Source organism: Robertmurraya siralis, assembly GCF_005502275.1.
Taxonomy (GTDB): Bacteria; Bacillota; Bacilli; order Bacillales; family Cytobacillaceae; genus Robertmurraya; species Robertmurraya siralis.
The window spans coordinates 33,988-56,707 of the sequence record NZ_SWLZ01000011.1 but is presented as its reverse complement, the minus strand read 5'-3'; the positions used below and the strand labels follow the sequence as shown (position 1 = coordinate 56,707).

The window sequence follows — 22,720 nt, the reverse complement described above, 5'->3', positions numbered from 1 at the left end:
TTTATTAGATCAAGGAATAAGAAGGAGGATATAACATGTTTGTTTCATATAAATGGCTACAGGAATATGTAAATTTATCAGGAATTACACCTGATGAACTAGCAGAAAAAATTACGCGCAGTGGGATTGAAGTTGAAGGTGTCGAGGTACTGAATGAGGGATTGAAAGGTGTCGTTATCGGTCATGTCCTTGAGCGTGAACAACATCCAAATGCAGATAAGTTAAACAAGTGCTTAGTCGACATTGGGGAAGAGAACCCTGTGCAAATTATTTGCGGTGCACCAAACGTGGATAAAGGACAAAAGGTAGCAGTTGCTACGGTGGGAGCAGTGTTACCCGGAAATTTTAAAATCAAAAAAGCAAAGCTTCGTGGCGAAGAATCAAACGGTATGATCTGTTCCCTATCTGAATTAGGAATAGATGGGAAGTTAGTCGCAAAGGAATTTTCTGAAGGAATCTTTGTTTTTCCCAATGATGTAACGGTGGGGGAAGATGCCTTAGAAAAATTACAACGGGATGATCAAATTTTGGAGCTTGGCTTAACAGCAAATCGTGGAGACTGCTTAAGCATGCTTGGAGTGGCTTACGAAGTAGCGGCTATTTTAAACCGCGAAGTGAAGCTCCCAAATCCAACAGTGAAACCAATTGCGGAAAAGGCAACTGATTACATTTCTATTAAAGTAGAGGCAAACGAAGATAATCCGTTGTATGTAGCGAAAGTCATAAAAAATGTGAAAATTGCTCCATCTCCATTATGGATGCAGGGAAGATTAATGGCAGCAGGTATTCGTCCGCATAATAATGTCGTTGATATTACGAATTATATTTTGCTTGAATATGGTCAGCCACTTCACGCTTTTGACTATGATCGTTTCGGTTCAAAAGAAATTCTTGTACGTCGGGCAAAAGCCGGTGAAAAAATTGTGACTCTTGATGCTGCGGAGAGAATTTTAACGGAAGATCACCTTGTTATTACTAATGGAATTGAACCAGTCGCTCTTGCAGGCGTTATGGGTGGTGCTAATTCAGAGGTCCAAGCAGATACGACTACCGTTTTGCTTGAATCTGCCTACTTTAAAGGAGAAACTGTTCGTAAAGCTTCAAAAGATCATGGGTTAAGAAGTGAAGCGAGCTCTCGTTTTGAAAAAGGTGTCGATCCAAATCGTGTTCGTGCGGCAGCGGAAAGAGCAGCTGAATTATTAGCATTATATGCGAGCGGTGAAGTACTAGAAGGAGAAGCTGTAGTGGATACCCTCCAGATTGATCCAGCTGTTATTTCGATTACGCTAGAAAAAATTAATCGAGTTCTTGGGACAGATATTTCTATTCAAGAGGTCAAAAGTATTTTTACTCGTCTTCAATTTGAAACAAGCGTCGATCATGAAACAATTACGGTGACCGTTCCTACTCGTCGTGGTGATATTACGATTGCAGAGGATTTAATTGAAGAAGTCGCTCGTCTCTATGGATATGATCATTTGCCGTCCACATTGCCGAGCGGTTCATCGACACCGGGTCATTTAACAGCATACCAGCAAAAGAGACGGGCGGTTCGTCGCTATTTAGAAGGAGCAGGATTGTATCAAGCGCTCACTTATTCCTTAACAAGTGAGGAGAAAGCGACTCAATTTGCACTTGAAATACGGGAGCCGATCAAACTTGCTATGCCGATGAGCGAGGACCGCAGCCACCTTCGATTAAGCATTATTCCACAATTATTGGAAGTAGTGAAATATAATGTGGCTCGTCAAAATGATCGTGTTGCTCTGTATGAGGCTGGCCCTGTTTTCTTAGCAAATGGTACGGAAGAACTTCCTGATGAAAAAGAACGTTTAGCAGGAGCGATTACAGGGGTGTGGGAACAGCATCAGTGGCAAGGAGAAAAGAAAGAAGTCGATTTCTTTGTTTTAAAAGGAATTTTAGAAGGATTGTTTGCAAAGCTTGGATTCGAGCAGAAGATTGAATATCGTCAAGCGATAGTTGAAGGGATGCATCCAGGCAGAACGGCTGAAGTTTATTTGGCTGGAGAGAAAATTGGCTTCGTCGGTCAACTTCATCCGACGCTTCAGAAGGAATACGATTTAAAAGAAACGTATGTGTTTGAGCTTTGCTTAGAAGCGATACTCTCTGAAGAGGTAGCTCCTTTACAGTATCAATCGATCCCACGTTACCCATCGATTACAAGGGATATTGCACTTGTTGTTGAAAAGGAAAAGGTAGCTGGTGAATTAGAAAGCATTATCGTTGAAGCTGGTGGAAAGTTGCTAAAGGATGTTCATGTGTTTGACTTATATGAAGGTGAACATATGGAACCTGGCAAGAAATCGATTGCATACTCTTTAAAATACTTTGATCCAGAGAAAACATTAACAGATGAAGAAGTCACAAAGGTACATGACAAAGTCTTAACAGCAGTGAAAGAAAAAGCTGGAGCTGTGTTGAGAGGATAAAAAAAGGTGGGGCATTCGCAAGTGAATGCTCCACTTTTATATGAAGGGGAGTGCCAGTTCCGGAATTATTCGCATTTTTCCGGAATTATCATCAAAAATTCCGGAATTAATCGTATTTTTTCGGAATTACCGTCAAAATTTCCAGAATTACCATTAAAAATTCCGGAATTAATTGATCCCCAGCACGAATTCCTTATAATAATTCTGCTGCTTTCGCGTTTAATGCAACTTATTCCGGAGTTTTACATCCAGGAATGACCGTTGTGACAGCAGGATTTTCTAAACACCAGGCTAATGCCCAAGAAGCCATCGGCACTCCTTTTGGAACCTCTGTTTTTTGGATTTCTTCCACCTGTTTAAGAAGTTTTGTAGTTTCTTCTTCATTGTGTCTGGACCGCACATCGTTAGCAGTAAAGCTAGCACCTGGTTTGTATTTTCCGCTTAAATAGCCGCTTGCAAGTGGTACTCTTGCTAATACACCTAAATTTTGCTCTTCGGCGGATGGGAATACTTTTTCCTCCGGCACCCTGTCTAAACGGTTGTATACGACTTGGATGGCTCTGATGTTGAGATCGCTTGCTTTTGTTGTTTGAAAAATGTTGTCATTTGTTTTTAAGGATAATCCTAGATGTCTAATTTTCCCTGCTTGTACCTGTTTATCAAGCATCGTCCATAATTGATCATTGTCAAATTCATCATCGCCGGGAGAGTGTGCTTGATATAAATCAATATAATCTGTTTTTAACGATTTCAGTGAAGCATCTAGCTGTTGTAAGACTTCGTTGGCGCTCCAATGTCTTGTTCGTTCAAAATTCCTTTGGAAATGATGGCCAAATTTTGTGGCAATCATCCAATCTTCACGATTGTGACGGTTTATGTAATCTCCGATGAAATTTTCTGAAAGATGATCTCCGTAACATTCTGCAGTATCAATGAAATTAATCCCAACTTCTTGAGCCTTGGCTAAAATGTGATCAACTTCCAATTGGTTAAAATTAATGCCCCATTCTCCGCCAAATTGCCATGTTCCAACTCCAATTACTGATACATTTAGGTCTGTTTTTCCTAAAGCTCTATATTTCACTATAATCACCTCTAAAAAATTTTATCTTACTCCCCCATTTTGTGAGGGGCAAAAATCTTAATTGCGAACGATTTTAAGGGCCTTTTCTGTATTAGCGAAGTGCAATTTGACGAACTTTGGTAATGCTTTTTCTCCTTTGTCCTTTATCAATCTTGCTGCGGCTTTGTCGACTGCCGGTCCGGCTCCTTTTGGAATAGTAAAACCTGCTTCTTTTGACAAGTTTTCAAAGTGTCGTACAAAGGCGTATCGGGCAATGATGGATGCAGCTGCAACGGCAAGGTGGACACCTTCAGCCTTTGTGCTAAAGAAGACATTTTCCTTATGGACGACAGACTGTCCTTTTAAATATTGATAATATATTTCTTTTTTAGCAAACTCATCAATAAGAATCGCTTCTGGTTTTTCAGGAGCTATTTTATCAAGAACATGGCCGATCGCTTGGTTATGTAATAGTGCTTTTATTTTCCCTTGGGACATCCCTTTTTGCTGTAATTGATTGTACTTTTTGTTGTGTAAAGTTAATAAGCTAAAGGGAATGATTTCTTTAATTTGCTTTGCAATTACTTCAATTGCATCGTCCTTCAGATTTTTGGAGTCCTTTACGCCCAATTCCTTAAATAATGGAATTTGCTCTTTCCGAACGTAGGCAGCAACGACGGTTATTGGTCCGAAGTAATCGCCAGTTCCAACTTCATCGGATCCGATTACGGATAAGCTTTCAAAATGAGGTGGAAGAATTCCAGAAGTTTTGGGTTTCGAGGAATCCTGTTTTTCAGCGGGGTTTCCCCATTTGCTTGCTTCTCCTTCACTGTTGCTGCCTTGAAAAAGAACTTTTCCTGACTTATAAGCTGTTATCGTGCACTGGGAAGCTTTGGCACAAAAAACGCTGCCTGGTGGATTTGCAGTGCTTAAGTAAGGCTCATAATGTTTCTTCATGGTAGCAATGTCACTTAAAGTTAATTTTAGTACGACCTGACTCATTTCATTTCTCCTAACTATTTTATAAAATTGGTGTAATGCCCATTAATATGAAATTGGTAAACCGCTTATTCAGCCTTCCAAAATCCGCTATCTTTAGACATGCTTAGACTTTTCACTCTAATAGGTTCATGTTATCATAGTGATTAGGATTCTATGAATAGGGGGCAACTAGCTTGTCAGAAGGACAGAAAACGCGCACAATGGTTGATATTTACGGTCAACAATATGTTATTATCGGCACTGAAGATTCACGCCATGTAAAGCTTATCGCTTCAATGGTTGACGAGAAAATGCGTGAAATTAGCTCCAAGAATCCTTCACTCGATATGAGCAAGCTTGCGGTATTAACAGCTGTCAATGCCGTTAACGACTATCTGAAAATGAAAGAACAGCTTGAACGATTAGAAGGTGAATTAAAAAGAGTAAAGGATTGAAGTATTCATGCTAGATCTCGCCATTTTTATTATATTATTATTTGGTTTTTTAGTAGGTTTAAGAAGAGGGTTTATTCTTCAGCTTATCCACGTAATTGGTTTTATCGTTGCTTTTGTCGTTGCTTATATGTATTATGATCAGCTCGCGCCGAAGCTTACCCTTTGGATTCCATACCCTAATTTTGGGAGTGACTCAGCTTTTCAATTATTACTTGACAACGGAAATTTAGAAGTAGCCTATTATCGTGCCATCTCGTTTGTCGGGATTTTTTTTGCGGCAAAAATTGTCATGCAAATTATCGGAAGTATGTTGGATTTTGTTGCTAACCTCCCTATTTTAAAAATGTTGAATGTTTGGGCTGGTGGACTACTGGGTTTTGTCGAAGTTTATCTTGTGCTATTTATTGTTCTTTATATATCAGCTCTCTTGCCGATTGAAGTTGTGCAAAATGCACTGGGGAACTCTGCACTTGCCAATATGATTGTAGAAAATACTCCATATTTTTCTAGTCAAATTAAAGAGCTATGGATTGACTATATCGCATCTTAAAACTTCTCTGTTTTAGAGAAGTTTTTTTAAGTCAGAGGGTGTATGAAAAGTGTTACAATGTAATAATTTGTTCCTATTGACCGCTACAATATGAAAATGTTTCCATCTGCAAAATAAGGTAACAATAATTGTAACGGATTTAACGATACTTGTAAAACAAGGGCGATATTTTTAGGCTTGATTGTTGTTATAACGATATTTTCCTCAATTCGTGTGTAACCAAAATTTCATACACCATTCAGTATGACCAATATATAAAAATCCATTTTTAAGAGGTGATAAGATGACTGTTAGTAAAAAGGATGTCATTCGATTGCTGGAAACGATCGCGGTTTATATGGAGCTAAAGGGAGAAAATCCTTTTAAAGTTTCAGCGTTTCGCAAGGCAGCGGCAGCGCTTGAAGTAGAGGAACAAACGATCGATGAAATAGAAGATTTTACAAAGCTGCAAGGGATCGGGAAGGGCACCGCCTCTGTAATTGAGGAATTTCTGCAGACAGGACAATCCGTCGTCCTGAAAGAATTGCAAGAGCAAGTGCCGAATGGACTTGTTCTCCTTCTGCAACTACCGGGTTTAGGTGGGAAAAAGATCGCTAAGCTTCATAAGGAGTTAGGGATCGAAAATGTTGACGATTTAAGGAAAGCATGCCTCGAGAAAAAGGTGAGAGTTCTAGCTGGTTTTGGACAGAAAACAGAGGAAAAAATATTGGCTGCCATAGCAAGTGTGGGAAACCAGCCAGACCGTCTTCCGCTCGCTTATATGCTGCCAATTGCCCAGCATCTTGAAGAGGAACTGGAAAAAATGCATGACGTGGAACGTTTTTCAAGAGCGGGGAGTATTCGCCGGGTAAGAGAAACGGTCAAAGATTTAGATTTTATTATATCAACTGCCAAACCATCAGCAGTTAAGGAACAACTACTAAAGTTTGAGAATATAAAGGAGATTGTTTCTGCTGGGGAAACAAAAGTATCGCTCATTCTTGATTACAGCTATGATGTTTCGGTTGATTTCCGTTTAGTCAAACCTGAGGAATTTGCCACCACACTCCATCATTTTACGGGCTCTAAGGCTCATAATGTGCGCATGAGACAGCTGGCAAAAGAGCGTGGCGAAAAAATTAGCGAGTATGGTGTTGAAGTGGCTGAAACAGGTGAAATATTAACATTTAAGTCAGAGGCTGATTTTTATCAACATTTCAATCTGCCGCTAATCCCTCCGGAAATGAGGGAAGATGGGAAGGAAATCGAAAACTACTCTGAAGAACTAAATATTATTTCCATAGAGGACATTCAAGGTGATTTACATATGCATTCAACCTGGAGTGATGGGGCACATTCGATTGAGCAAATGATTAACGAGTGCCGTAAGCTCGGCTATAAGTATATGGCCATTACTGATCATTCGAAGTTTTTAAAGGTAGCGAATGGTTTAGATGAAGAGCGTCTAAGACGTCAACGGGAAGAAATTGCGAAATTAAATGAGAAATACGATGATATCACCATACTTGCTGGAGTGGAAATGGATATTCTTCCAGATGGCTCCCTTGACTTTGAAGATGACTTCCTCGAAGAGATGGACCTTGTGATTGCCTCCATTCATTCAGGTTTTTCCCAAACGAAGGAACAAATAATGAAGCGACTGATAAATGCATTAAACAATCAACATGTCGATATTATTGCCCATCCAACAGGGAGAAAAATCGGAATAAGGGAAGGATATTCAGTAGATATCGATTTCTTAGTTGAGCTGGCAAAAGAGACAAATACTGCTTTGGAGCTTAATGCCAACCCAAATCGCCTTGATTTAAGTGCAGAGCACATTAAAAAAGCACAAGAAGCTGGTGTTAAAGTGGTGATTAATACGGACGCCCATAGGATGGAGACGCTGGAGCATATGAGCATTGGAGTTTCGACAGCCAAAAAAGGATGGATTAAACGAAGCAATGTCCTGAATGCATTAAGCTTGGACGAGCTGCTGCAATTTTTACACGAACGTTAAACAATATATTATACTAGCCTACTTGACTTCGATTGCGTAAAATGGAAATCGAGTAAAGGAAAAAGCTAACTTCATTTATATATTTCTTTTGCTTTGCCGCCCCAGACAAGCAAAAAAGGCAGTTATTCATGTTAGCAAAAATAAGAGAAGTTAAAGATTCAATACAAAACATTAAAAAATAAACAGCTTTGTTTAAAGAAAAGGGGGATTGTTCTCCATGCAACAGCGCGTTTTAAAGGTTTTAGAATTTCATAAAGTGAAAGAGCAGGTACTCGAGCTTGCTTCATCGTCTTTAGGAAGGCAGCTCGTGGAAGAGCTAAAGCCTTCAGCTGATTTCGAGACGGTTGTTAGAAGTCAAGAAGAGACGGATGAAGCCACTAATATTTTACGTTTAAAAGGAAATGTACCGTTAGGTGGCATTTATGATATAAGGCCCCATATTAAAAGAGCGGATATCGGTGGAATGCTTAGTCCTCAAGAACTGATGCAAATATCAAGCACGATCCATGCCAGCCGGATGATTAAGAAATTTATCAATGATTTGTTAGAGGAAGAACTATCACTACCATATCTTCATGAATTGACGAATGAGATAGTTGTATTAGCTGAATTAGAAGATGCGATTCGAATGGCTGTTGACGATAACGGAGTGATTTTGGATAGTGCCAGTGAATTGCTACGTTCTTTAAGAAACCAATTAAGGACGAAAGAAAATCGTGTTCGTGAGAGGTTAGAAAGTATGATTCGTTCTTCGAATGCGCAAAAGATGCTTTCTGATGCAATTGTCACCATTCGTAATGACCGTTTTGTTATTCCTGTTAAACAGGAGTATCGCGGCCATTACGGTGGAATTATTCATGATCAAAGTTCTTCCGGTCAAACATTATTTATTGAACCGCAGTCGATTGTTCAACTGAACAATGAGCTTCAAGAAATTCGGATCAAAGAACAGCAGGAAATAGAGCGTATTTTAATCGAATTATCTACCCGCGTTGCTGAATTCAATGTGGAGTTAAGACAGATTGTCGATGTTCTTGCACAAATTGATTTTATGTTTGCGAAGGCACGCTATGGGAACAAAATCAAAGCTTCTAAGCCGAAAATGAATAATGAGGGGCGGATAAATCTTGTTAAAGCAAGGCACCCATTAATTCCTGGAGATGAAGTAGTCGCAAACGATATTTACCTTGGTAAGGACTTTACTACCATTGTGATTACCGGACCAAATACTGGAGGAAAAACCGTTACGTTAAAAACAGTTGGCCTTTGTACGTTAATGGCGCAAGCTGGATTACAAATTCCGGCATTAGATGGTTCGGAAATGGCTGTTTTTGGATCGGTCTTCGCAGATATTGGGGATGAACAATCGATTGAGCAAAGTTTAAGTACTTTTTCCTCACATATGGTCAATATTGTTGATATTTTAAATGAAGTCGATTTTCAAAGCTTAGTTTTGTTTGATGAACTGGGAGCAGGAACAGACCCACAGGAGGGGGCTGCACTTGCCATTTCCATTTTAGATGAAGTGTACAAAAGCGGGGCAAGGGTCATTGCGACAACCCACTATCCTGAATTGAAAGCATATGGCTATAATCGAGAAGGGGTTACAAATGCTAGCGTGGAGTTCGATATTGAGACATTAAGTCCGACGTATAAGCTGCTTATCGGTGTGCCGGGGCGAAGCAATGCTTTTGAAATTTCAAAGCGTTTAGGTTTGAAGGAGGCTGTAATTGCGACGGCTAAATCATATATTAGTGCTGATTCGAATCAAGTGGAAGGGATGATCGCTGCCCTAGAGGAAAATCGTAGGCAGGCTGAGGCTGAACTTGAAGAAGCACATGGCTTATTAAGGGATGCAGAAAAGCTTCATCAAGATCTGCAGAAGCAAATGGCTGAATATTATACTCGAAAAGAAACACTGGAAGAAAAAGCGAAAGAAAAGGCTCAAGAGATCATTGAAAAGGCGAAGGTAGAGTCAGAAGAAGTCATTCGCTCCTTGCGGAAAATGCAAATAGAGAAGCAGGCGGAAGTGAAGGAGCATGAACTGATTGAAGCAAAGAAACGGCTTGAGGAGGCAGTTCCAAAGACGAAACAGTCGAAAAAGGCAGCAGTTCAAAAGAACAGTACACATGTTTTCAAACCAGGCGACGAAGTAAAAGTAGTGAGTTTTGACCAAAAAGGCAATCTGATTGAACAGGTTTCCGATAAAGAATGGCAAGTTCAAATAGGCATTTTAAAAATGAAGGTCAATGAAGCAGATTTGCAATTTATAAAAAGTGAAAAAGCCTTACAGACACAACCAATGGCTACGATTAAAGGCAAGGATTTCCACGTTGGGTTAGAATTAGATTTAAGAGGCGAACGATTTGAGGATGCCCTTGTCCGCGTAGAAAAATATATTGATGATGCCCTTCTTGCAGGATATCCCCGTGTTTCAGTTATTCATGGAAAAGGAACCGGTGCCTTGAGACAGGGGGTCCAAGAATATTTGCGAAATCATCGTTCTGTGAAAAAGATTCGTTTTGGTGATGCTGGAGAAGGAGGAACTGGCGTTACAGTGGTTGAATTTAAATAAAAAATCTCTACTTCTAGTAGAATCTTAAATAATGGGGTGAGTTCAAGATGACCGGTTTTTGGGAGAATATTTATGTAGAAACTGCCGCTTATTTTAGTATTGTTATTTTATGTCTTATTGTGTTTTTAGCCATTTTTGAGCTTGTAACGAGGTATCGAAACTGGGAAGAAATTAAAAATGGGAATTTAGCAGTGGCAATGGCTACAGGAGGAAAAATTTTTGGGATTGTGAACGTATTTAGACATTCTATCTCACAACATGATACGTTATTTACGATGGTTGGCTGGGGAGCCTATGGTTTTTTAATGTTGTTGGTTGGATATTTTATTTTTGAATTTTTCACCCCAAAATTTAAAGTGGATGAAGAAATAGAAAAGGATAATCGAGCTGTCGGATTTATTTCTATGATGATTTCGATTAGTTTATCATTTGTAATTGGTGCGAATATCGCATAAGGAGCGAGTACATTTGGAGAAATTGGCAAAAATTCTTTTTGTTTTATGTGCTGTATTTGTTGTGATCGGGATTATTTATCTTTTATAGTCAACCTCGAGCCTATGGGACTTTCCTTCAAGTATTTCACCTTACCTAATGAGAGTGATCTTTCAACATGAAAACGTATCGCTATTTATATGACATTTTGTGAATTCAAATGGAACTCAATTTAGATCGCGAAGAACATGGGAAGAAGCCTTTTCCTCCTGAGAAATTTGAGAAAGAAGAATGGAAAGAGATTAAGGATGAGTGAGTGCCAAACTCGTTGATTGGAGCGGAAGGCGCTTGACTCCTGGGGGAATAGCGTGACAGCCGAGACCCCGCACGAGCATCCACGAGGAGGAGGCTCGGCGCACGCCCCCCGGAAAGCAAGCGTCTGGAGAGGAAATCAACGTTTTTAGCGCAATTCCAATCCAAAAATGACAAAATCCATCCATAGGGAGCCCTTTCGATGGATTTTGTTTTTTTCGTGATTGCAACTATGAACTTTATTTGTTGCGGCTTAGTTTTTTCACAAGCCTTCCTGCGGAACCAGGTGAAGCGTGAGCAACAGTCGGCCCAATCAGGTGGTTTTATTATCGTTTAAACAGGCATTTGGAAGGCGATGTTGAGTCGGAGAGAAAGCTCTTTCGATAACGCCTTGCAGGAACAAATCAAAACTTAATTGTTCCTGCAAGGTATTGTGCACTTTTGTTTTGCATTAATGGAAGTTATTAATTTCTTAGCGAAAATCAATAAGACACGATTGGCTAAACTGGCAAGCAATATTTGATTGTCACTGAAATGCTCCTATATTATAATTAATGATGAACAATTAGAATGTTCAAAAAATTATAAGAATGGGGGGGGCTACTATGACTGATTTGAAACCGTGGCTAAAGTGCTATCCAGAAGAAATTCCACATACATTGACCTACTCAAATGAACCTGTCCAAAACTATTTAAAGAACACAGCTGAAAAAAATCCAAATAAAATAGCCATTCATTTCATGGGCAAGGAGATGACTTACCAGGAAGTGTACTCTGCATCACTTAAGTTTGCCGCTTATTTGCAAAGCTTAGGTATTGAGAAGGGCGATAGAGTTGCGATCATGCTGCCTAATTGTCCGCAATCTGTGATTAGTTATTATGGAATATTGTTCGCTGGCGGCATTGTTGTACAAACGAATCCGCTTTATATGGAAAGAGAAATTGAGTATCAAATGAATGATTCAGGCTCGAAAATGATTGTGACATTAGATATTCTTTATCCGCGCGTCACTAAGGTGATGCCGAAAACTGCTTTGCAGCATATAATTGTAACCGCTATCAAAGATTATTTGCCGTTTCCGAAAAACTTGGTTTATCCATATATTCAGAAGAAGCAGTACGGTTTTTCTGTCAATGTAAAGCATGAGGGAAACCAGCATCTATTTGCCGAAATATTGAGACAGCCTCAAAAAGCATTGCAGGAGCATGAGTTTGATTTTGAAGAGGATCTTGCTTTATTGCAATATACGGGGGGAACGACCGGTTTTCCGAAAGGGGTTATGCTCACTCATAAAAATCTAGTAGCAAATGCATCAATGTGTGAAGCGTGGCTGTATAAATGTAAAAAGGGTGAGGAAGTTGTTCTAGGATTTCTGCCATTTTTTCATGTGTATGGAATGACAACTGTATTGATTTTATCTGTAATGCAAGGAAATAAAATGGTTCTTTTACCAAAATTTGATATGGAAACTGCTTTAAAAACGATAGAAAAGCAGCGTCCTACTTTATTTCCTGGAGCTCCAACGATGTATATTGGCTTGTTGAATCACCCTGATTTACAAAAATATGATCTTTCATCCATTGATTCCTGTATTTCAGGTTCAGCACCGCTCCCTGTTGAGGTACAACAGAAATTCGAGGAAGTTACTGGAGGAAAGCTTGTTGAAGGATATGGCTTGACGGAAACCTCACCTGTCACCCATGCAAACTTTCTCTGGGATCGTCCACGCATAAAAGGGAGTATTGGTGTGCCATGGCCGGATACGGATGCTGCGATCTTTTCTCTAGAGACAGGGGAAAAGCTGCCAGCGGGAGAAATTGGGGAAATATGTATTAAAGGGCCGCAAGTTATGAAGGGTTACTGGAATCGTCCAGAAGAAACAGCACAAACGTTGAAGGATGGTTGGCTGTTAACAGGTGATCTTGGTTATATGGACGAGGACGGCTACTTTTACGTAGTCGATCGGAAAAAAGATATGATTATTGCAGGTGGTTTTAATATTTATCCAAGGGAAATAGAAGAGGTCTTATATGAACATCCAGATGTTGTAGAAGTAGTGGCAGCAGGAGTTCCAGATCCGTATCGAGGAGAAACGGTTAAAGCTTATGTTGTGTTAAAAGAAGGTGCGGATGTCTCAGAAGAGGAATTAGATCAATTTGCAAGAAAGCATTTAGCCTCATATAAGGTACCGAGAATATACGAATTTAGAAACGAATTGCCGAAAACGGCAGTAGGGAAAATTTTGCGCAGATCCTTAGTGGATGAAGAAAAGAAAAAATGGCAAGATGAAGAACAAATAAAGGCATAATGGAAAGGGAAAAACTTGTCCTTTTTTACTATAATAATCGGAAGATATTTTCTTGACATAAAGCAAATACACGTCTATCATAAAATTATGAATGATTATTCATTCATAATTTTCTTTTTTGAATTGGTAACTGAATCGATTATATCATGTGTTTAGATTATAAAGGTTAGAATCTGTGTGAAAATAAAGGTCAAAGCCCTTGTTCATAACATTTTTCCACTAGATGCTTAAAAAGCAATTTAAAAAATTGCTGCCTTAAGGTAAGGATAGATATCACAATGTTACATATGTCTGTGTTTCTTGGAAGGAGAGATCTCGTTGAAAAAGAATAAACCAAAATACAAACAAATTATAGATGCTGCTGTCATCGTGATTGCCGAGAACGGCTATCATCAGGCCCAAGTGTCCAAAATTGCGAAGCAGGCAGGGGTAGCAGATGGTACGATCTATTTATATTTTAAAAATAAAGAAGATATTCTCATCTCTCTCTTTCAAGAAAAAATGGGAAGCTTTGTCGAAAAAATTGAAGAGCAAATTGCAGGAAAGGCCACAGCGGCAGAGAAATTATTAATGATGGTAGAAACGCATTTTAAGATTCTATCCGAAGATCGCCATTTAGCCATTGTCACACAGCTAGAATTACGGCAATCCAACAAGGAGCTTCGCCTGAGGATTAATCAAGTATTAAAAGGGTATTTAAAAGTTATCGACCAAATATTATTGGAGGGTAAGGAAAATGGAGAGTTTGCTGCGGCCTTAAACTTAAGACTTGCCCGGCAAATGATTTTTGGAACAATGGATGAAACAGCGACAACATGGGTGATGAATGATTTGAAATATGATTTACAAGCGCTCGCAGCACCGGTTCACAAGCTGCTTCTAAATGGTTGTCGTGGGGAGCAATAATGGCAAAATATAAGGGGGAAGGTAAATGAACTATTTAAGCTGGTCAGATGAGCAAAATGTCGCGACGATTAAACTAAATCGTCCACCTGCCAATGCTTTGTCTTCAGAAGTCATTAAGGAACTAGCCGAGGTATTAAATGAATTAGAACAAAACGAAGAGATTCGGGTTGTTTTGATTCATGGTGAAGGGAGGTTTTTCTCTGCTGGAGCAGATATAAAGGAATTTACCTCAGTCCAGTCTGGAGAAGACTTTGCAAGGCTAGGAACAAATGGTCAGGAACTATTTGAACGAATGGAGACTTTTCCGAAGCCGATTATCGCTGCCATTCATGGTGCGGCTCTTGGCGGTGGGTTAGAGTTAGCAATGGCCTGTCATTTCAGGCTTGTGTCTGAAACCGCAAAATTAGGGTTGCCGGAATTACAGCTAGGAATTATTCCAGGGTTTGCAGGCTCTCAACGCCTGACTCGATATGTAGGAGCAGCGATGGCTGCTGAAATGATGTTTACAAGTGACCCGATTACAGGTAAAGAAGCAGTCCAATATGGTTTAGCCAATCATGCTTATCACGAAGATGAACTGTTGGAAAAGGCGCAGGCAATGGCGCAGAAAATTGCGAAGAAAAGTCCATTGTCTTTGAAAGCAACAATTGAACTGTTGAATTATTCGAAAACGAAGGAATTTTATCAAGGGGTTAAAAGAGAAGCTGAATTGTTTGGCGAAGTATTCCGCTCAGAAGATGCAAAAGAAGGAATTGCTGCCTTTCTTGAAAAAAGGAAGCCTGTATTTAAAGGTAGATAACTCATTTTATTTCACACTAAATTTTTTGAAAACATTTTCTATTCTATAATTTGAGAGCGTTAACAATTCGTATTGCGTTTAAGAGCTTGCATTCCAAGCCTCTTTAACATAGGAAAAAAGACTTAAACCGAATCATCTATCCGGAATATATTAGGAGGGAAAATCATGAACATCTTTGTATTAATGAAAAGAACGTTCGATACAGAAGAGAGAATTTCCATTGCTGGTGGCAAAATTAATGAGGATGGTGCCGAGTTCATCATCAATCCTTATGATGAGTATGCAATAGAAGAAGCAATTCAGATTCGCGATTCAAAAGGTGGAGAAGTGACAGTTGTTACGGTTGGGAATGAAGAAGCTGAAAAGCAATTGCGGACTGCATTAGCAATGGGTGCAGACAAGGGAGTACTGATCAATATTGAAGATGAGCTTGAAGATAGCGACCAGTATACAACAGCAAAAATTCTTGCAGAATATTTAAAAGATAAAGAGGCCGATTTAATCATTGGCGGAAATGTTGCGATTGACGGCGGTTCAGGTCAGGTTGGACCGCGTGTTGCAGAACTTCTTCAAATTCCATATGTAACGACCATTACAAAATTAGAAATAGATGGTTCGGAAGTGACTATTGTCCGGGATGTAGAAGGTGATTCAGAGGTCATTCAAACAAGCTTGCCTTTACTTGTCACAGCTCAACAAGGCTTAAATGAACCACGCTACCCATCTTTGCCAGGGATTATGAAGGCAAAGAAGAAACCTTTAGACGAGCTTGAACTGGATGATCTTGATTTGGAAGAGGATGACGTTGAAGCGAAGACTAAAACGATTGAAATTTTCTTACCAGCCGAGAAAGAAGCAGGGAGAGTTCTGGAAGGAGACCTTTCCGCCCAAGTGAAGGAATTAGTGGATCTTCTTCATAATGAGGCAAAAGTAGTTTGAGTTTAAGAAGCGTGTGCGAATTAAATAAAGACCTTGTAAAAAAATTATGATGTTAATCTCTGAATCTATTACACAGGAGGAATCGAAATGGCTAGAAAAGTTTTAGTGTTAGGTGAAGTCCGTGACGGACAATTGCGTAACGTATCGCATGAAGCAATTTCCGCTGCCAAGACAGTCGCTGAAGGCGGCGAAGTGGTCGGTGTTTTACTGGGGGATTCAGTTCAGCCTCTAGCTGAAGAATTAATAAAAAATGGTGCGGACAAAGTCGTTGTCGTTGAAAATGAAAAATTGGCCCATTATACATCAGATGGATATGCTCAAGGGTTATTAGCTGTTATCGAAGAAGAGCAGCCTCAAGGGCTTATTATCGGTCATACATCTTTAGGGAAGGACCTCTCACCGAAAATTGCGAGCAAACTTCATTCGGGATTAATTTCGGACGTCACAAGCATTGAAGTAACAGGTGGAAATATTGTCTTTACTCGTCCAATTTATTCAGGAAAGGCCTTTGAAAAGAAAATTGTGACAGATGGTTTGATATTTGCAACCATTCGTCCGAATAATATTGCTCCAATAGAGAAGGATGAATCGAGAACAGGAGAAGTTTCTACTCTAGCGGTTGATATTAAAGACTTGCGAACAATTATCAAAGAGGTTGTTAGAAAAGCAACTGAAGGGGTTGATCTTTCTGAAGCGAAAGTGGTTGTCGCTGGGGGCCGCGGAGTTAAAAGTGAAGAAGGATTTGAACCGCTAAAAGAACTTGCAAATGTGCTTGGTGGAGCTGTTGGCGCATCTCGAGGTGCATGTGACGCAGAGTATTGCGACTATTCATTGCAAATCGGTCAAACGGGTAAAGTTGTAACACCTGATCTTTATATTGCTTGTGGAATTTCTGGAGCGATTCAACATTTAGCAGGCATGTCCAATTCAAAAGTCATCGTGGCGATTAATAAAGATCCAGAAGCAAATATCTTTAATGTTGCAGATTATGGTATTGTTGGGGACTTGTTTGAAGTTGTTCCAATGCTGACAGAAGAATTCAAGAAATTGAAAGTGAATGCCTAAATAATGAAACGAGCGGTGTATGAAACCGCTCGTTTCATTTATATAGGTGGATGTGAAGGACAGCATGAATAGATGCGAGATTTATGGGAAAATTACTTTCGAACAAATTATTCGCATCATAGCATAAACGGTGATATACTGTCGATAGTATAGCTTTACAGAAAATTGCTATGAAGTTGGGCATGTGATCAAATTCATAGCCAGTTCATTTTTAGGAGGTAAATATATAATGGCAATTACAAATGTAACTGACCAAAATTTTGATACTGAAACAGGCTCTGGTGTAGTACTAGCTGATTTTTGGGCACCTTGGTGCGGTCCTTGTAAAATGATTGCTCCTGTCCTTGAGGAGTTAGATTCAGAACTTGGAGAAAAGTTGAAAATCGTTAAGCTTGACGTCGACGATAATCAAGAAACAGCAGCTAAGTTTGGTGTGATGAGTATTCCTACATTATTGGTATTCAAAGATGGGGAAGTTGTAGACAAAGTGGTTGGCTTCCAGCCAAAAGAGGCTTTAGCTGAACGTTTAAACTCACACTTATAAAAATTAAGGCTTCCGGCAGACCATGTCGGAAGCTTTTTTATCGCTTTCGTTTAATGAGTGCATCTTGTCTTTAGCTACAAATAAAAAATCGGTACTTGGAGTTTCTAGCTTTTGGTGAGTTCACTTTGGATTTTTGCCTTGTAAGTTGACCTTGCCTCGAGAATAGACGGGAAGCTTCATCCCGCTGGAACAAAACGAACGATAATTACTGCGCAGGTACGCCCTGCGCTTTTCTTGCAAGCACTTCATTGCTAGTTATGTTATATTTATCTCAAGAATTGCAAAGTTGGGATGAGATTTATGATGAACGACAATTTAAAAAACAAATTAGCTTTTCTTCCAGACCAGCCGGGATGTTATCTTATGAAGGATCGGCAAGGAACAATTATCTATGTTGGGAAAGCGAAGGTTCTTAAAAATAGGGTGCGATCTTATTTTACTGGCTCCCATAATGGAAAAACGCAAGTGCTCGTTAATGAAATTGAGGATTTTGAATATATCGTAACCTCATCTAATATGGAAGCACTTTTGCTTGAACTAAACTTAATTAAAAAACATGATCCGAAATATAATGTGATGTTAAAGGATGATAAAACATACCCTTTCATTAAACTTACAGCAGAGCGCCACCCCCGCTTAATTACAACGAGAAAGGTTAAAAGGGACAAAGGGAAGTATTTTGGCCCTTACCCCAATGTCGGGGCTGCAAATGAAACGAAGAAATTACTCGATCGTATTTATCCTCTTCGCAAATGTGCGACTCTCCCTGATCGTGTTTGTTTATACTATCATTTAGGTCAGTGCCTAGCACCATGTATCAATGAGGTGCCGGAAACGACATACCGTGAAATGGTTGAAGAAATCACGAGGTTTTTAAATGGTGGCTATCAAGAAATCAAAAAAGAATTAACGGAAAAAATGCTAAAGGCTTCTGAAGAGCTTGATTTTGAACGAGCAAAGGAATTTCGTGATCAAATTGCGCATATTGAGTCGACAATGGAAAAACAAAAAATGACGTCAACTGATTTTACTGATCGAGATGTATTCGGTTATGCAGTAGATAAGGGCTGGATGTGCGTCCAAGTTTTCTTTGTCAGACAGGGGAAGCTGATTGAACGGGATGTTTCACTGTTCCCTTTTTATAATGAACCGGAAGAGGAATTTCTAACCTATCTGGGCCGTTTCTATGATGAGGCAAGCCATTTTAAACCGAAAGAAATTCTTTTGCCAGAAAAGGTCGATGAGGAACTCGCGGAAAAACTTTTAAACGTAAAGATAACAAAGCCAAAACGCGGTCAAAAAAAGAACCTCGTCAAGCTTGCTGAAAAGAATGCAACAATTGCGTTAAAGGAAAAATTCTCTCTTGTGGAACGGGATGAACAGCGCACGATTAAAGCTGTTGAACAATTAGGAAACGAACTGGGCATTTCGATTCCACGGCGTATTGAAGCTTTTGATAATTCAAATATACAAGGGACAGATCCAGTCTCAGCACTTGTTGTTTTTATTGACGGAAAGCCGGCAAAACGGGAGTATCGCAAATATAAAATCAAATCAGTCAAAGGTCCCGATGATTATGAATCAATGAGGGAAGTGGTTAGACGGCGGTATTCGAGAGTATTAAAGGAACATTTGCCGCTACCAGATTTAATTATAATTGATGGTGGAAAAGGACATGTAGAAGCAGTTCGGGATGTGCTTGAAAATGAACTGGGATTAGATATTCCTCTATCGGGTTTAGTAAAGGATGACAAGCACCGGACGTCACAGCTTTTATATGGCAACCCTCTTGAAATCATTCCTTTGGCAAGGAACAGTCAAGAGTTTTATCTTCTGCAAAGAATTCAGGATGAGGTACATCGATTTGCGATTACCTTCCATCGTCAATTACGGGGAAAAACCGCTTTCCAATCCATTTTGGACGGCATACCAGGAATTGGAGAGAAGAGAAAAAAGCAGTTATTGAAGTATTTTGGATCTGTGAAAAAAATGAAAGAAGCACCGGTTGAACAGTTCAGAGAACTGGGAATTCCAGCGAATATAGCAGAGAACCTATATAAAAAACTACAGGAATGAGTTTGTTTTCATAAAATAGCTGTGCTATAATTAGGACAATTTTATATCGCTATCACTTGTTAATTGCTGATCTCTAAAATTTTTTTGTAAATGTCCAAAATCGACATTTACATCTAAGAGGTAGTTCAGTAATACAAATTTATTTGTACGGTACTTTTCAAATTTTTTAGAAGTGATCTAAAAGCAAGGAAAGGCCGAATTAATAAAGTGAAGGTAGAGGTGCGGACACGAAGAGTAAGGGCTTGGAGAAAGATGAGTTTCGAAGAAAAGTCTTGAAAGGGGTGGGCGCCGAAGTGAAGAAAGGCTCATTCCTTTTTTTGCTGGTTCTGTGACTGAATAGGTGCAGAATTGTCAAGACTTGTTTGTCTTGGAGAGCTATCTTACTTTGCGAAGACGTAATACCTTGTTTTTTTACGTTATTACAGCGCAGCAGTGAGATAATATCTCACTGCTTTTTTATTGCCTGTTCAACTATGATGGACATACTGGGAAGAAAGAAGGGAACGGCATGGGATTAATTGTACAAAAGTTTGGGGGAACCTCTGTAGGAAATTCAGAAAGAATTCTCAATGTGGCAGAAAGAGTCATTGAGGAAAAGAATCGTGGCAATGATGTTGTCGTAGTAGTCTCTGCTATGGGCAAAACAACAGATCAGCTTGTGTCGCTTGCAGGGGAAGTTACATCTAGTCCAAGCAAAAGGGAAATGGATATGCTTTTAACAACCGGGGAACAAATTACAATTTCGCTGTTAGCAATGGCATTACAACATAAAGGCTATGATGCGATCTCATTTACAGGCTGGCAAGCGGGGATTGAAACAGAACCAGTATTTGGGAATGCTCGTGTCCTAAATATTGAAAGCACCCGCTTACAAGCTGAACTTGCAAAAGGAAAAGTTGTCATTGTCGCTGGCTTTCAAGGGGCTACGGCCGATGGAGAGATAGCTACATTAGGGCGTGGAGGGTCTGATACGACAGCGGTTGCGCTTGCGGCAGCATTAAAAGCGGATAAATGTGATATTTATACGGATGTTACAGGGGTTTTTACGACTGATCCTCGCTATGTAAAAGGAGCTCGAAAATTACTCTCGATCTCCTATGATGAGATGCTAGAGCTTGCTAATTTAGGTGCTGGAGTTTTGCATCCGAGAGCGGTTGAGTTTGCTAAAAATTATCATGTTCCTTTAGAAGTACGCTCCAGTATGGAAAGGGAATCAGGAACAATCATCGAGGAGGAAGGAAAAATGGAGCAAAATTTAGTAGTACGGGGGATTGCCTTTGAAGATAAAATTACAAAGGTTACCGTATTAGGTTTATCCAATACATTATCAAGCTTATCAACGATTTTTACGACATTGGCGAATAATCACCTTAATGTTGATATAATTATCCAAAGTACAACGAACAAAAATACAACAGATTTATCATTTTCTATCCATTCAGAGGATCTAAAGGATACGCTGCAGGTTTTAGCGGACAATAAGGAAAGTCTAAAATATGAGAATGTGCAATTCGAATCAGATCTAGCAAAAGTATCAATTGTTGGTTCAGGTATGGTTTCAAATCCAGGTGTTGCTGCGAAAATGTTTGAAGTGCTGGCAAATGAGTCTATTGAAGTAAAGATGGTCAGTACATCTGAAATAAAGGTTTCAACTGTTGTAGAAGAGGGAAATATGATCCGTGCTGTAGATTCATTACATCAAGCTTTTGAATTAGCAGGTACAACAGTGAAATCATAAAAGAAAAAAGCCAAAAAGCATGCTAGTGCTTTTTGGCTCCATTTATGAACAACTGGTTATCGATTAATAGAGGTATGCTATTCGATCGTATCTTTATTGTCCCACTTTATCGTGAACACAACTTTTTTGGCTCGTCTCTTTGGATGTTCATATGCTTCAGCAACGACATTTTTTTGAGCTTCAACCTGTTGAGCTAAAAATCCTGCTTCCAGTTGAAAGGTAGAGATTTCTTTTTTTCGAAGTCTTTCGGAGATTAAAGGGCTTGTCAATTCTACTAGAAGCTCATTTTTTGACTCTTCTTTAATGGTTAAGTATCCCCATCCAGCTTTTTCGAAGAAATCGACTGTTTCATCGAAACTATTTAGTGGGAATTTACGCGCCAAATCTTTACCGGCCCAATAAAGAATGGCGGAAGTTTCTTTTCCGAGAAGACTTGGTATTAAAATTTCTCGAATCAGTTCATACCCAAATGCTGGAACATTTTTGGGTTCTGATGGATGTGTATTTTCAGAAGTAATCATTTCAGTCAATGCTCTCCCCTCTTTCTATGATTCTATTATATACATTTTTGACTGTTTTACGCACGAAATATAAAAAAACAATCGTCAGTATATTAGCAAATTTTGTTATTCTAATATATCGAAAAAAAGTGACACAAATGCGGGGATATTTTGTTTATATAGTCGAAAGATTTTGTTTTTATAGGGTATTTTGTGTATACGTTTTCTTGACGGTCTTAGAGGGAGAGAGTAAAATGGACTTGTCACATAATTGTAAAAAATTATTCGACATTTTTTCAATTTAGCTGATACATATTCTCTTTAAGGGGAATAGGGAGAAGTGACCGCTAGAGCTTTCAAAATTTAAAGGGGGTAAATTTATGGCGGGTAATCGAGAGTATTTTTATCGCAGATTGCATTCATTGCTAGGGGTTATTCCAGTTGGACTGTTTCTTATCCAACATCTTGTAGTGAATCATTTTGCTACAAAGGGAGCAGATTCCTTCAATAAAGCAGCACACTTTATGGAATCATTGCCATTCCGTTATGTTCTTGAAATTTTTGTTATTTTCCTACCGTTATTGTTCCATGCTATCTATGGCATTTATATTGCTTTTACAGCAAAAAATAATGCGAGTAGATATAATTTTTTCCGGAATTGGATGTTTGTTCTTCAACGTTTTACCGGAATTGTCACGTTAATCTTTGTTGTGTGGCATGTTTGGGAAACAAGAATAGCGGCTGCTTTTGGAGCTGAAGTCAACTTCAATATGATGGAGAATATTTTATCGAATCCATTTATGCTGTGGTTCTACATAATTGGGGTAGTTTCAACTATTTTTCACTTTGCCAATGGACTATGGTCCTTTGCTGTAAGTTGGGGGATTACAGTGACACCGAGATCACAACTTATTTCAACATATGTCACAATCGGTATCTTCATTGCCCTTTCAATCGTAGGAATTCGCGCAATATTCGCATTCGTTTCATAGATTAGTAGACATGTAGCAAGAGGAAATAAAGGAGT

At 39.2% G+C, this 22,720-nt stretch carries 19 protein-coding genes and 1 riboswitch; of the genes, 16 read left to right on the top strand and 3 right to left on the bottom strand.

Features of this window, described 5'->3' with window-relative positions; all coding sequences use genetic code 11:
- The first annotated feature begins 35 nt into the window (after nt 1-35).
- The gene (pheT, locus tag FCJ93_RS13880) at nt 36-2,450 is read left to right on the top strand and encodes a phenylalanine--tRNA ligase subunit beta (protein WP_137743962.1); all 2,415 of its coding nucleotides are present in this window, start codon (nt 36-38) and stop codon (nt 2,448-2,450) included.
- 229 nt (nt 2,451-2,679) lie between these two features.
- Here pheT and FCJ93_RS13875 read toward each other — a convergent pair whose 3' ends face one another.
- Both FCJ93_RS13875 and rnhC read right to left on the bottom strand, forming a co-directional pair.
- Entirely contained in the window at nt 2,680-3,534 is an 855-nt protein-coding gene (locus FCJ93_RS13875; protein ID WP_137743961.1) for an aldo/keto reductase, read from the bottom strand.
- A 57-nt stretch (nt 3,535-3,591) separates the two neighbouring features.
- On the bottom strand, nt 3,592-4,515 hold the full coding sequence (rnhC, locus tag FCJ93_RS13870; RefSeq protein WP_137743960.1) for a ribonuclease HIII: 924 nt from the start codon (nt 4,513-4,515) through the stop codon (nt 3,592-3,594).
- A gap of 173 nt (nt 4,516-4,688) precedes the next feature.
- Between rnhC and zapA the strand changes: the two genes are divergently transcribed.
- The 14 genes from zapA (at nt 4,689) to FCJ93_RS13805 (ending at nt 21,193) form a co-directional block, all read left to right on the top strand.
- Nucleotides 4,689-4,949 (top strand): cell division protein ZapA, encoded by a 261-nt coding sequence (gene zapA, locus FCJ93_RS13865; protein ID WP_095307774.1) that lies wholly within the window; start codon nt 4,689-4,691, stop codon nt 4,947-4,949.
- Between the two features lie 7 nt (nt 4,950-4,956).
- Nucleotides 4,957-5,499 carry a CvpA family protein gene (locus tag FCJ93_RS13860; RefSeq protein ID WP_095307772.1) on the top strand — a complete coding sequence of 181 codons (543 nt, stop codon included), beginning with the start codon at nt 4,957-4,959 and terminating at the stop codon, nt 5,497-5,499.
- A gap of 283 nt (nt 5,500-5,782) precedes the next feature.
- Nucleotides 5,783-7,498, top strand: coding sequence for a DNA polymerase/3'-5' exonuclease PolX (gene polX / locus FCJ93_RS13855; protein ID WP_137743959.1), 1,716 nt, complete (start codon nt 5,783-5,785; stop codon nt 7,496-7,498).
- Nucleotides 7,499-7,715: 217 nt separating this feature from the next.
- Nucleotides 7,716-10,073 carry an endonuclease MutS2 gene (locus tag FCJ93_RS13850; RefSeq protein ID WP_137743958.1) on the top strand — a complete coding sequence of 786 codons (2,358 nt, stop codon included), beginning with the start codon at nt 7,716-7,718 and terminating at the stop codon, nt 10,071-10,073.
- 47 nt (nt 10,074-10,120) lie between these two features.
- Nucleotides 10,121-10,528, top strand: coding sequence for a DUF350 domain-containing protein (locus FCJ93_RS13845; protein WP_095307766.1), 408 nt, complete (start codon nt 10,121-10,123; stop codon nt 10,526-10,528).
- A gap of 491 nt (nt 10,529-11,019) precedes the next feature.
- Nucleotides 11,020-11,154 carry a hypothetical protein gene (locus FCJ93_RS25680; RefSeq protein ID WP_268951593.1) on the top strand — a complete coding sequence of 45 codons (135 nt, stop codon included), beginning with the start codon at nt 11,020-11,022 and terminating at the stop codon, nt 11,152-11,154.
- 268 nt (nt 11,155-11,422) lie between these two features.
- Nucleotides 11,423-13,126, top strand: coding sequence for a long-chain-fatty-acid--CoA ligase (locus FCJ93_RS13840; RefSeq protein ID WP_095307742.1), 1,704 nt, complete (start codon nt 11,423-11,425; stop codon nt 13,124-13,126).
- Nucleotides 13,127-13,444: 318 nt separating this feature from the next.
- Nucleotides 13,445-14,032: a TetR/AcrR family transcriptional regulator gene (locus tag FCJ93_RS13835; protein ID WP_095307740.1), complete on the top strand. Its 588-nt coding sequence runs from the start codon at nt 13,445-13,447 to the stop codon at nt 14,030-14,032.
- A gap of 25 nt (nt 14,033-14,057) precedes the next feature.
- Nucleotides 14,058-14,831 (top strand): enoyl-CoA hydratase, encoded by a 774-nt coding sequence (locus FCJ93_RS13830; protein WP_095307737.1) that lies wholly within the window; start codon nt 14,058-14,060, stop codon nt 14,829-14,831.
- Between the two features lie 165 nt (nt 14,832-14,996).
- The gene (locus FCJ93_RS13825) at nt 14,997-15,770 is read left to right on the top strand and encodes an electron transfer flavoprotein subunit beta/FixA family protein (RefSeq protein ID WP_095307734.1); all 774 of its coding nucleotides are present in this window, start codon (nt 14,997-14,999) and stop codon (nt 15,768-15,770) included.
- A gap of 87 nt (nt 15,771-15,857) precedes the next feature.
- Nucleotides 15,858-16,835 carry an electron transfer flavoprotein subunit alpha/FixB family protein gene (locus FCJ93_RS13820; RefSeq protein ID WP_095307728.1) on the top strand — a complete coding sequence of 326 codons (978 nt, stop codon included), beginning with the start codon at nt 15,858-15,860 and terminating at the stop codon, nt 16,833-16,835.
- A 229-nt stretch (nt 16,836-17,064) separates the two neighbouring features.
- The gene (gene trxA / locus FCJ93_RS13815) at nt 17,065-17,379 is read left to right on the top strand and encodes a thioredoxin (protein ID WP_095307719.1); all 315 of its coding nucleotides are present in this window, start codon (nt 17,065-17,067) and stop codon (nt 17,377-17,379) included.
- A 303-nt stretch (nt 17,380-17,682) separates the two neighbouring features.
- Nucleotides 17,683-19,455: an excinuclease ABC subunit UvrC gene (uvrC, locus tag FCJ93_RS13810; protein ID WP_095307764.1), complete on the top strand. Its 1,773-nt coding sequence runs from the start codon at nt 17,683-17,685 to the stop codon at nt 19,453-19,455.
- 206 nt (nt 19,456-19,661) lie between these two features.
- Nucleotides 19,662-19,841, top strand: a riboswitch (Lysine riboswitch).
- A 122-nt stretch (nt 19,842-19,963) separates the two neighbouring features.
- Entirely contained in the window at nt 19,964-21,193 is a 1,230-nt protein-coding gene (locus tag FCJ93_RS13805; protein ID WP_095307712.1) for an aspartate kinase, read from the top strand.
- A gap of 77 nt (nt 21,194-21,270) precedes the next feature.
- On the opposite strand, the gene FCJ93_RS13800 is transcribed toward FCJ93_RS13805, so the two are convergent.
- Nucleotides 21,271-21,714: a YslB family protein gene (locus FCJ93_RS13800; RefSeq protein WP_095307762.1), complete on the bottom strand. Its 444-nt coding sequence runs from the start codon at nt 21,712-21,714 to the stop codon at nt 21,271-21,273.
- A 359-nt stretch (nt 21,715-22,073) separates the two neighbouring features.
- Between FCJ93_RS13800 and FCJ93_RS13795 the strand changes: the two genes are divergently transcribed.
- The gene (locus FCJ93_RS13795) at nt 22,074-22,685 is read left to right on the top strand and encodes a succinate dehydrogenase cytochrome b558 subunit (protein WP_095307704.1); all 612 of its coding nucleotides are present in this window, start codon (nt 22,074-22,076) and stop codon (nt 22,683-22,685) included.
- Nucleotides 22,686-22,720: the final 35 nt, after the last annotated feature.

Bases quoted from the DNA above. Each gene is read 5' to 3' on its own strand.
- pheT (WP_137743962.1), top strand. From the start codon at position 36: ATGTTTGTTTCATATAAATGGCTACAGGAATATGTAAATTTATCAGGA.
- rnhC (WP_137743960.1), bottom strand. From the start codon at position 4,515: ATGAGTCAGGTCGTACTAAAATTAACTTTAAGTGACATTGCTACCATG.
- FCJ93_RS13860 (WP_095307772.1), top strand. From the start codon at position 4,957: ATGCTAGATCTCGCCATTTTTATTATATTATTATTTGGTTTTTTAGTA.
- polX (WP_137743959.1), top strand. From the start codon at position 5,783: ATGACTGTTAGTAAAAAGGATGTCATTCGATTGCTGGAAACGATCGCG.
- FCJ93_RS13850 (WP_137743958.1), top strand. From the start codon at position 7,716: ATGCAACAGCGCGTTTTAAAGGTTTTAGAATTTCATAAAGTGAAAGAG.
- FCJ93_RS13845 (WP_095307766.1), top strand. From the start codon at position 10,121: ATGACCGGTTTTTGGGAGAATATTTATGTAGAAACTGCCGCTTATTTT.
- FCJ93_RS25680 (WP_268951593.1), top strand. From the start codon at position 11,020: ATGGATTTTGTTTTTTTCGTGATTGCAACTATGAACTTTATTTGTTGC.
- FCJ93_RS13840 (WP_095307742.1), top strand. From the start codon at position 11,423: ATGACTGATTTGAAACCGTGGCTAAAGTGCTATCCAGAAGAAATTCCA.
- FCJ93_RS13830 (WP_095307737.1), top strand. From the start codon at position 14,058: ATGAACTATTTAAGCTGGTCAGATGAGCAAAATGTCGCGACGATTAAA.
- FCJ93_RS13825 (WP_095307734.1), top strand. From the start codon at position 14,997: ATGAACATCTTTGTATTAATGAAAAGAACGTTCGATACAGAAGAGAGA.
- FCJ93_RS13820 (WP_095307728.1), top strand. From the start codon at position 15,858: ATGGCTAGAAAAGTTTTAGTGTTAGGTGAAGTCCGTGACGGACAATTG.
- trxA (WP_095307719.1), top strand. From the start codon at position 17,065: ATGGCAATTACAAATGTAACTGACCAAAATTTTGATACTGAAACAGGC.
- uvrC (WP_095307764.1), top strand. From the start codon at position 17,683: ATGAACGACAATTTAAAAAACAAATTAGCTTTTCTTCCAGACCAGCCG.
- FCJ93_RS13805 (WP_095307712.1), top strand. From the start codon at position 19,964: ATGGGATTAATTGTACAAAAGTTTGGGGGAACCTCTGTAGGAAATTCA.
- FCJ93_RS13800 (WP_095307762.1), bottom strand. From the start codon at position 21,714: ATGATTACTTCTGAAAATACACATCCATCAGAACCCAAAAATGTTCCA.
- FCJ93_RS13795 (WP_095307704.1), top strand. From the start codon at position 22,074: ATGGCGGGTAATCGAGAGTATTTTTATCGCAGATTGCATTCATTGCTA.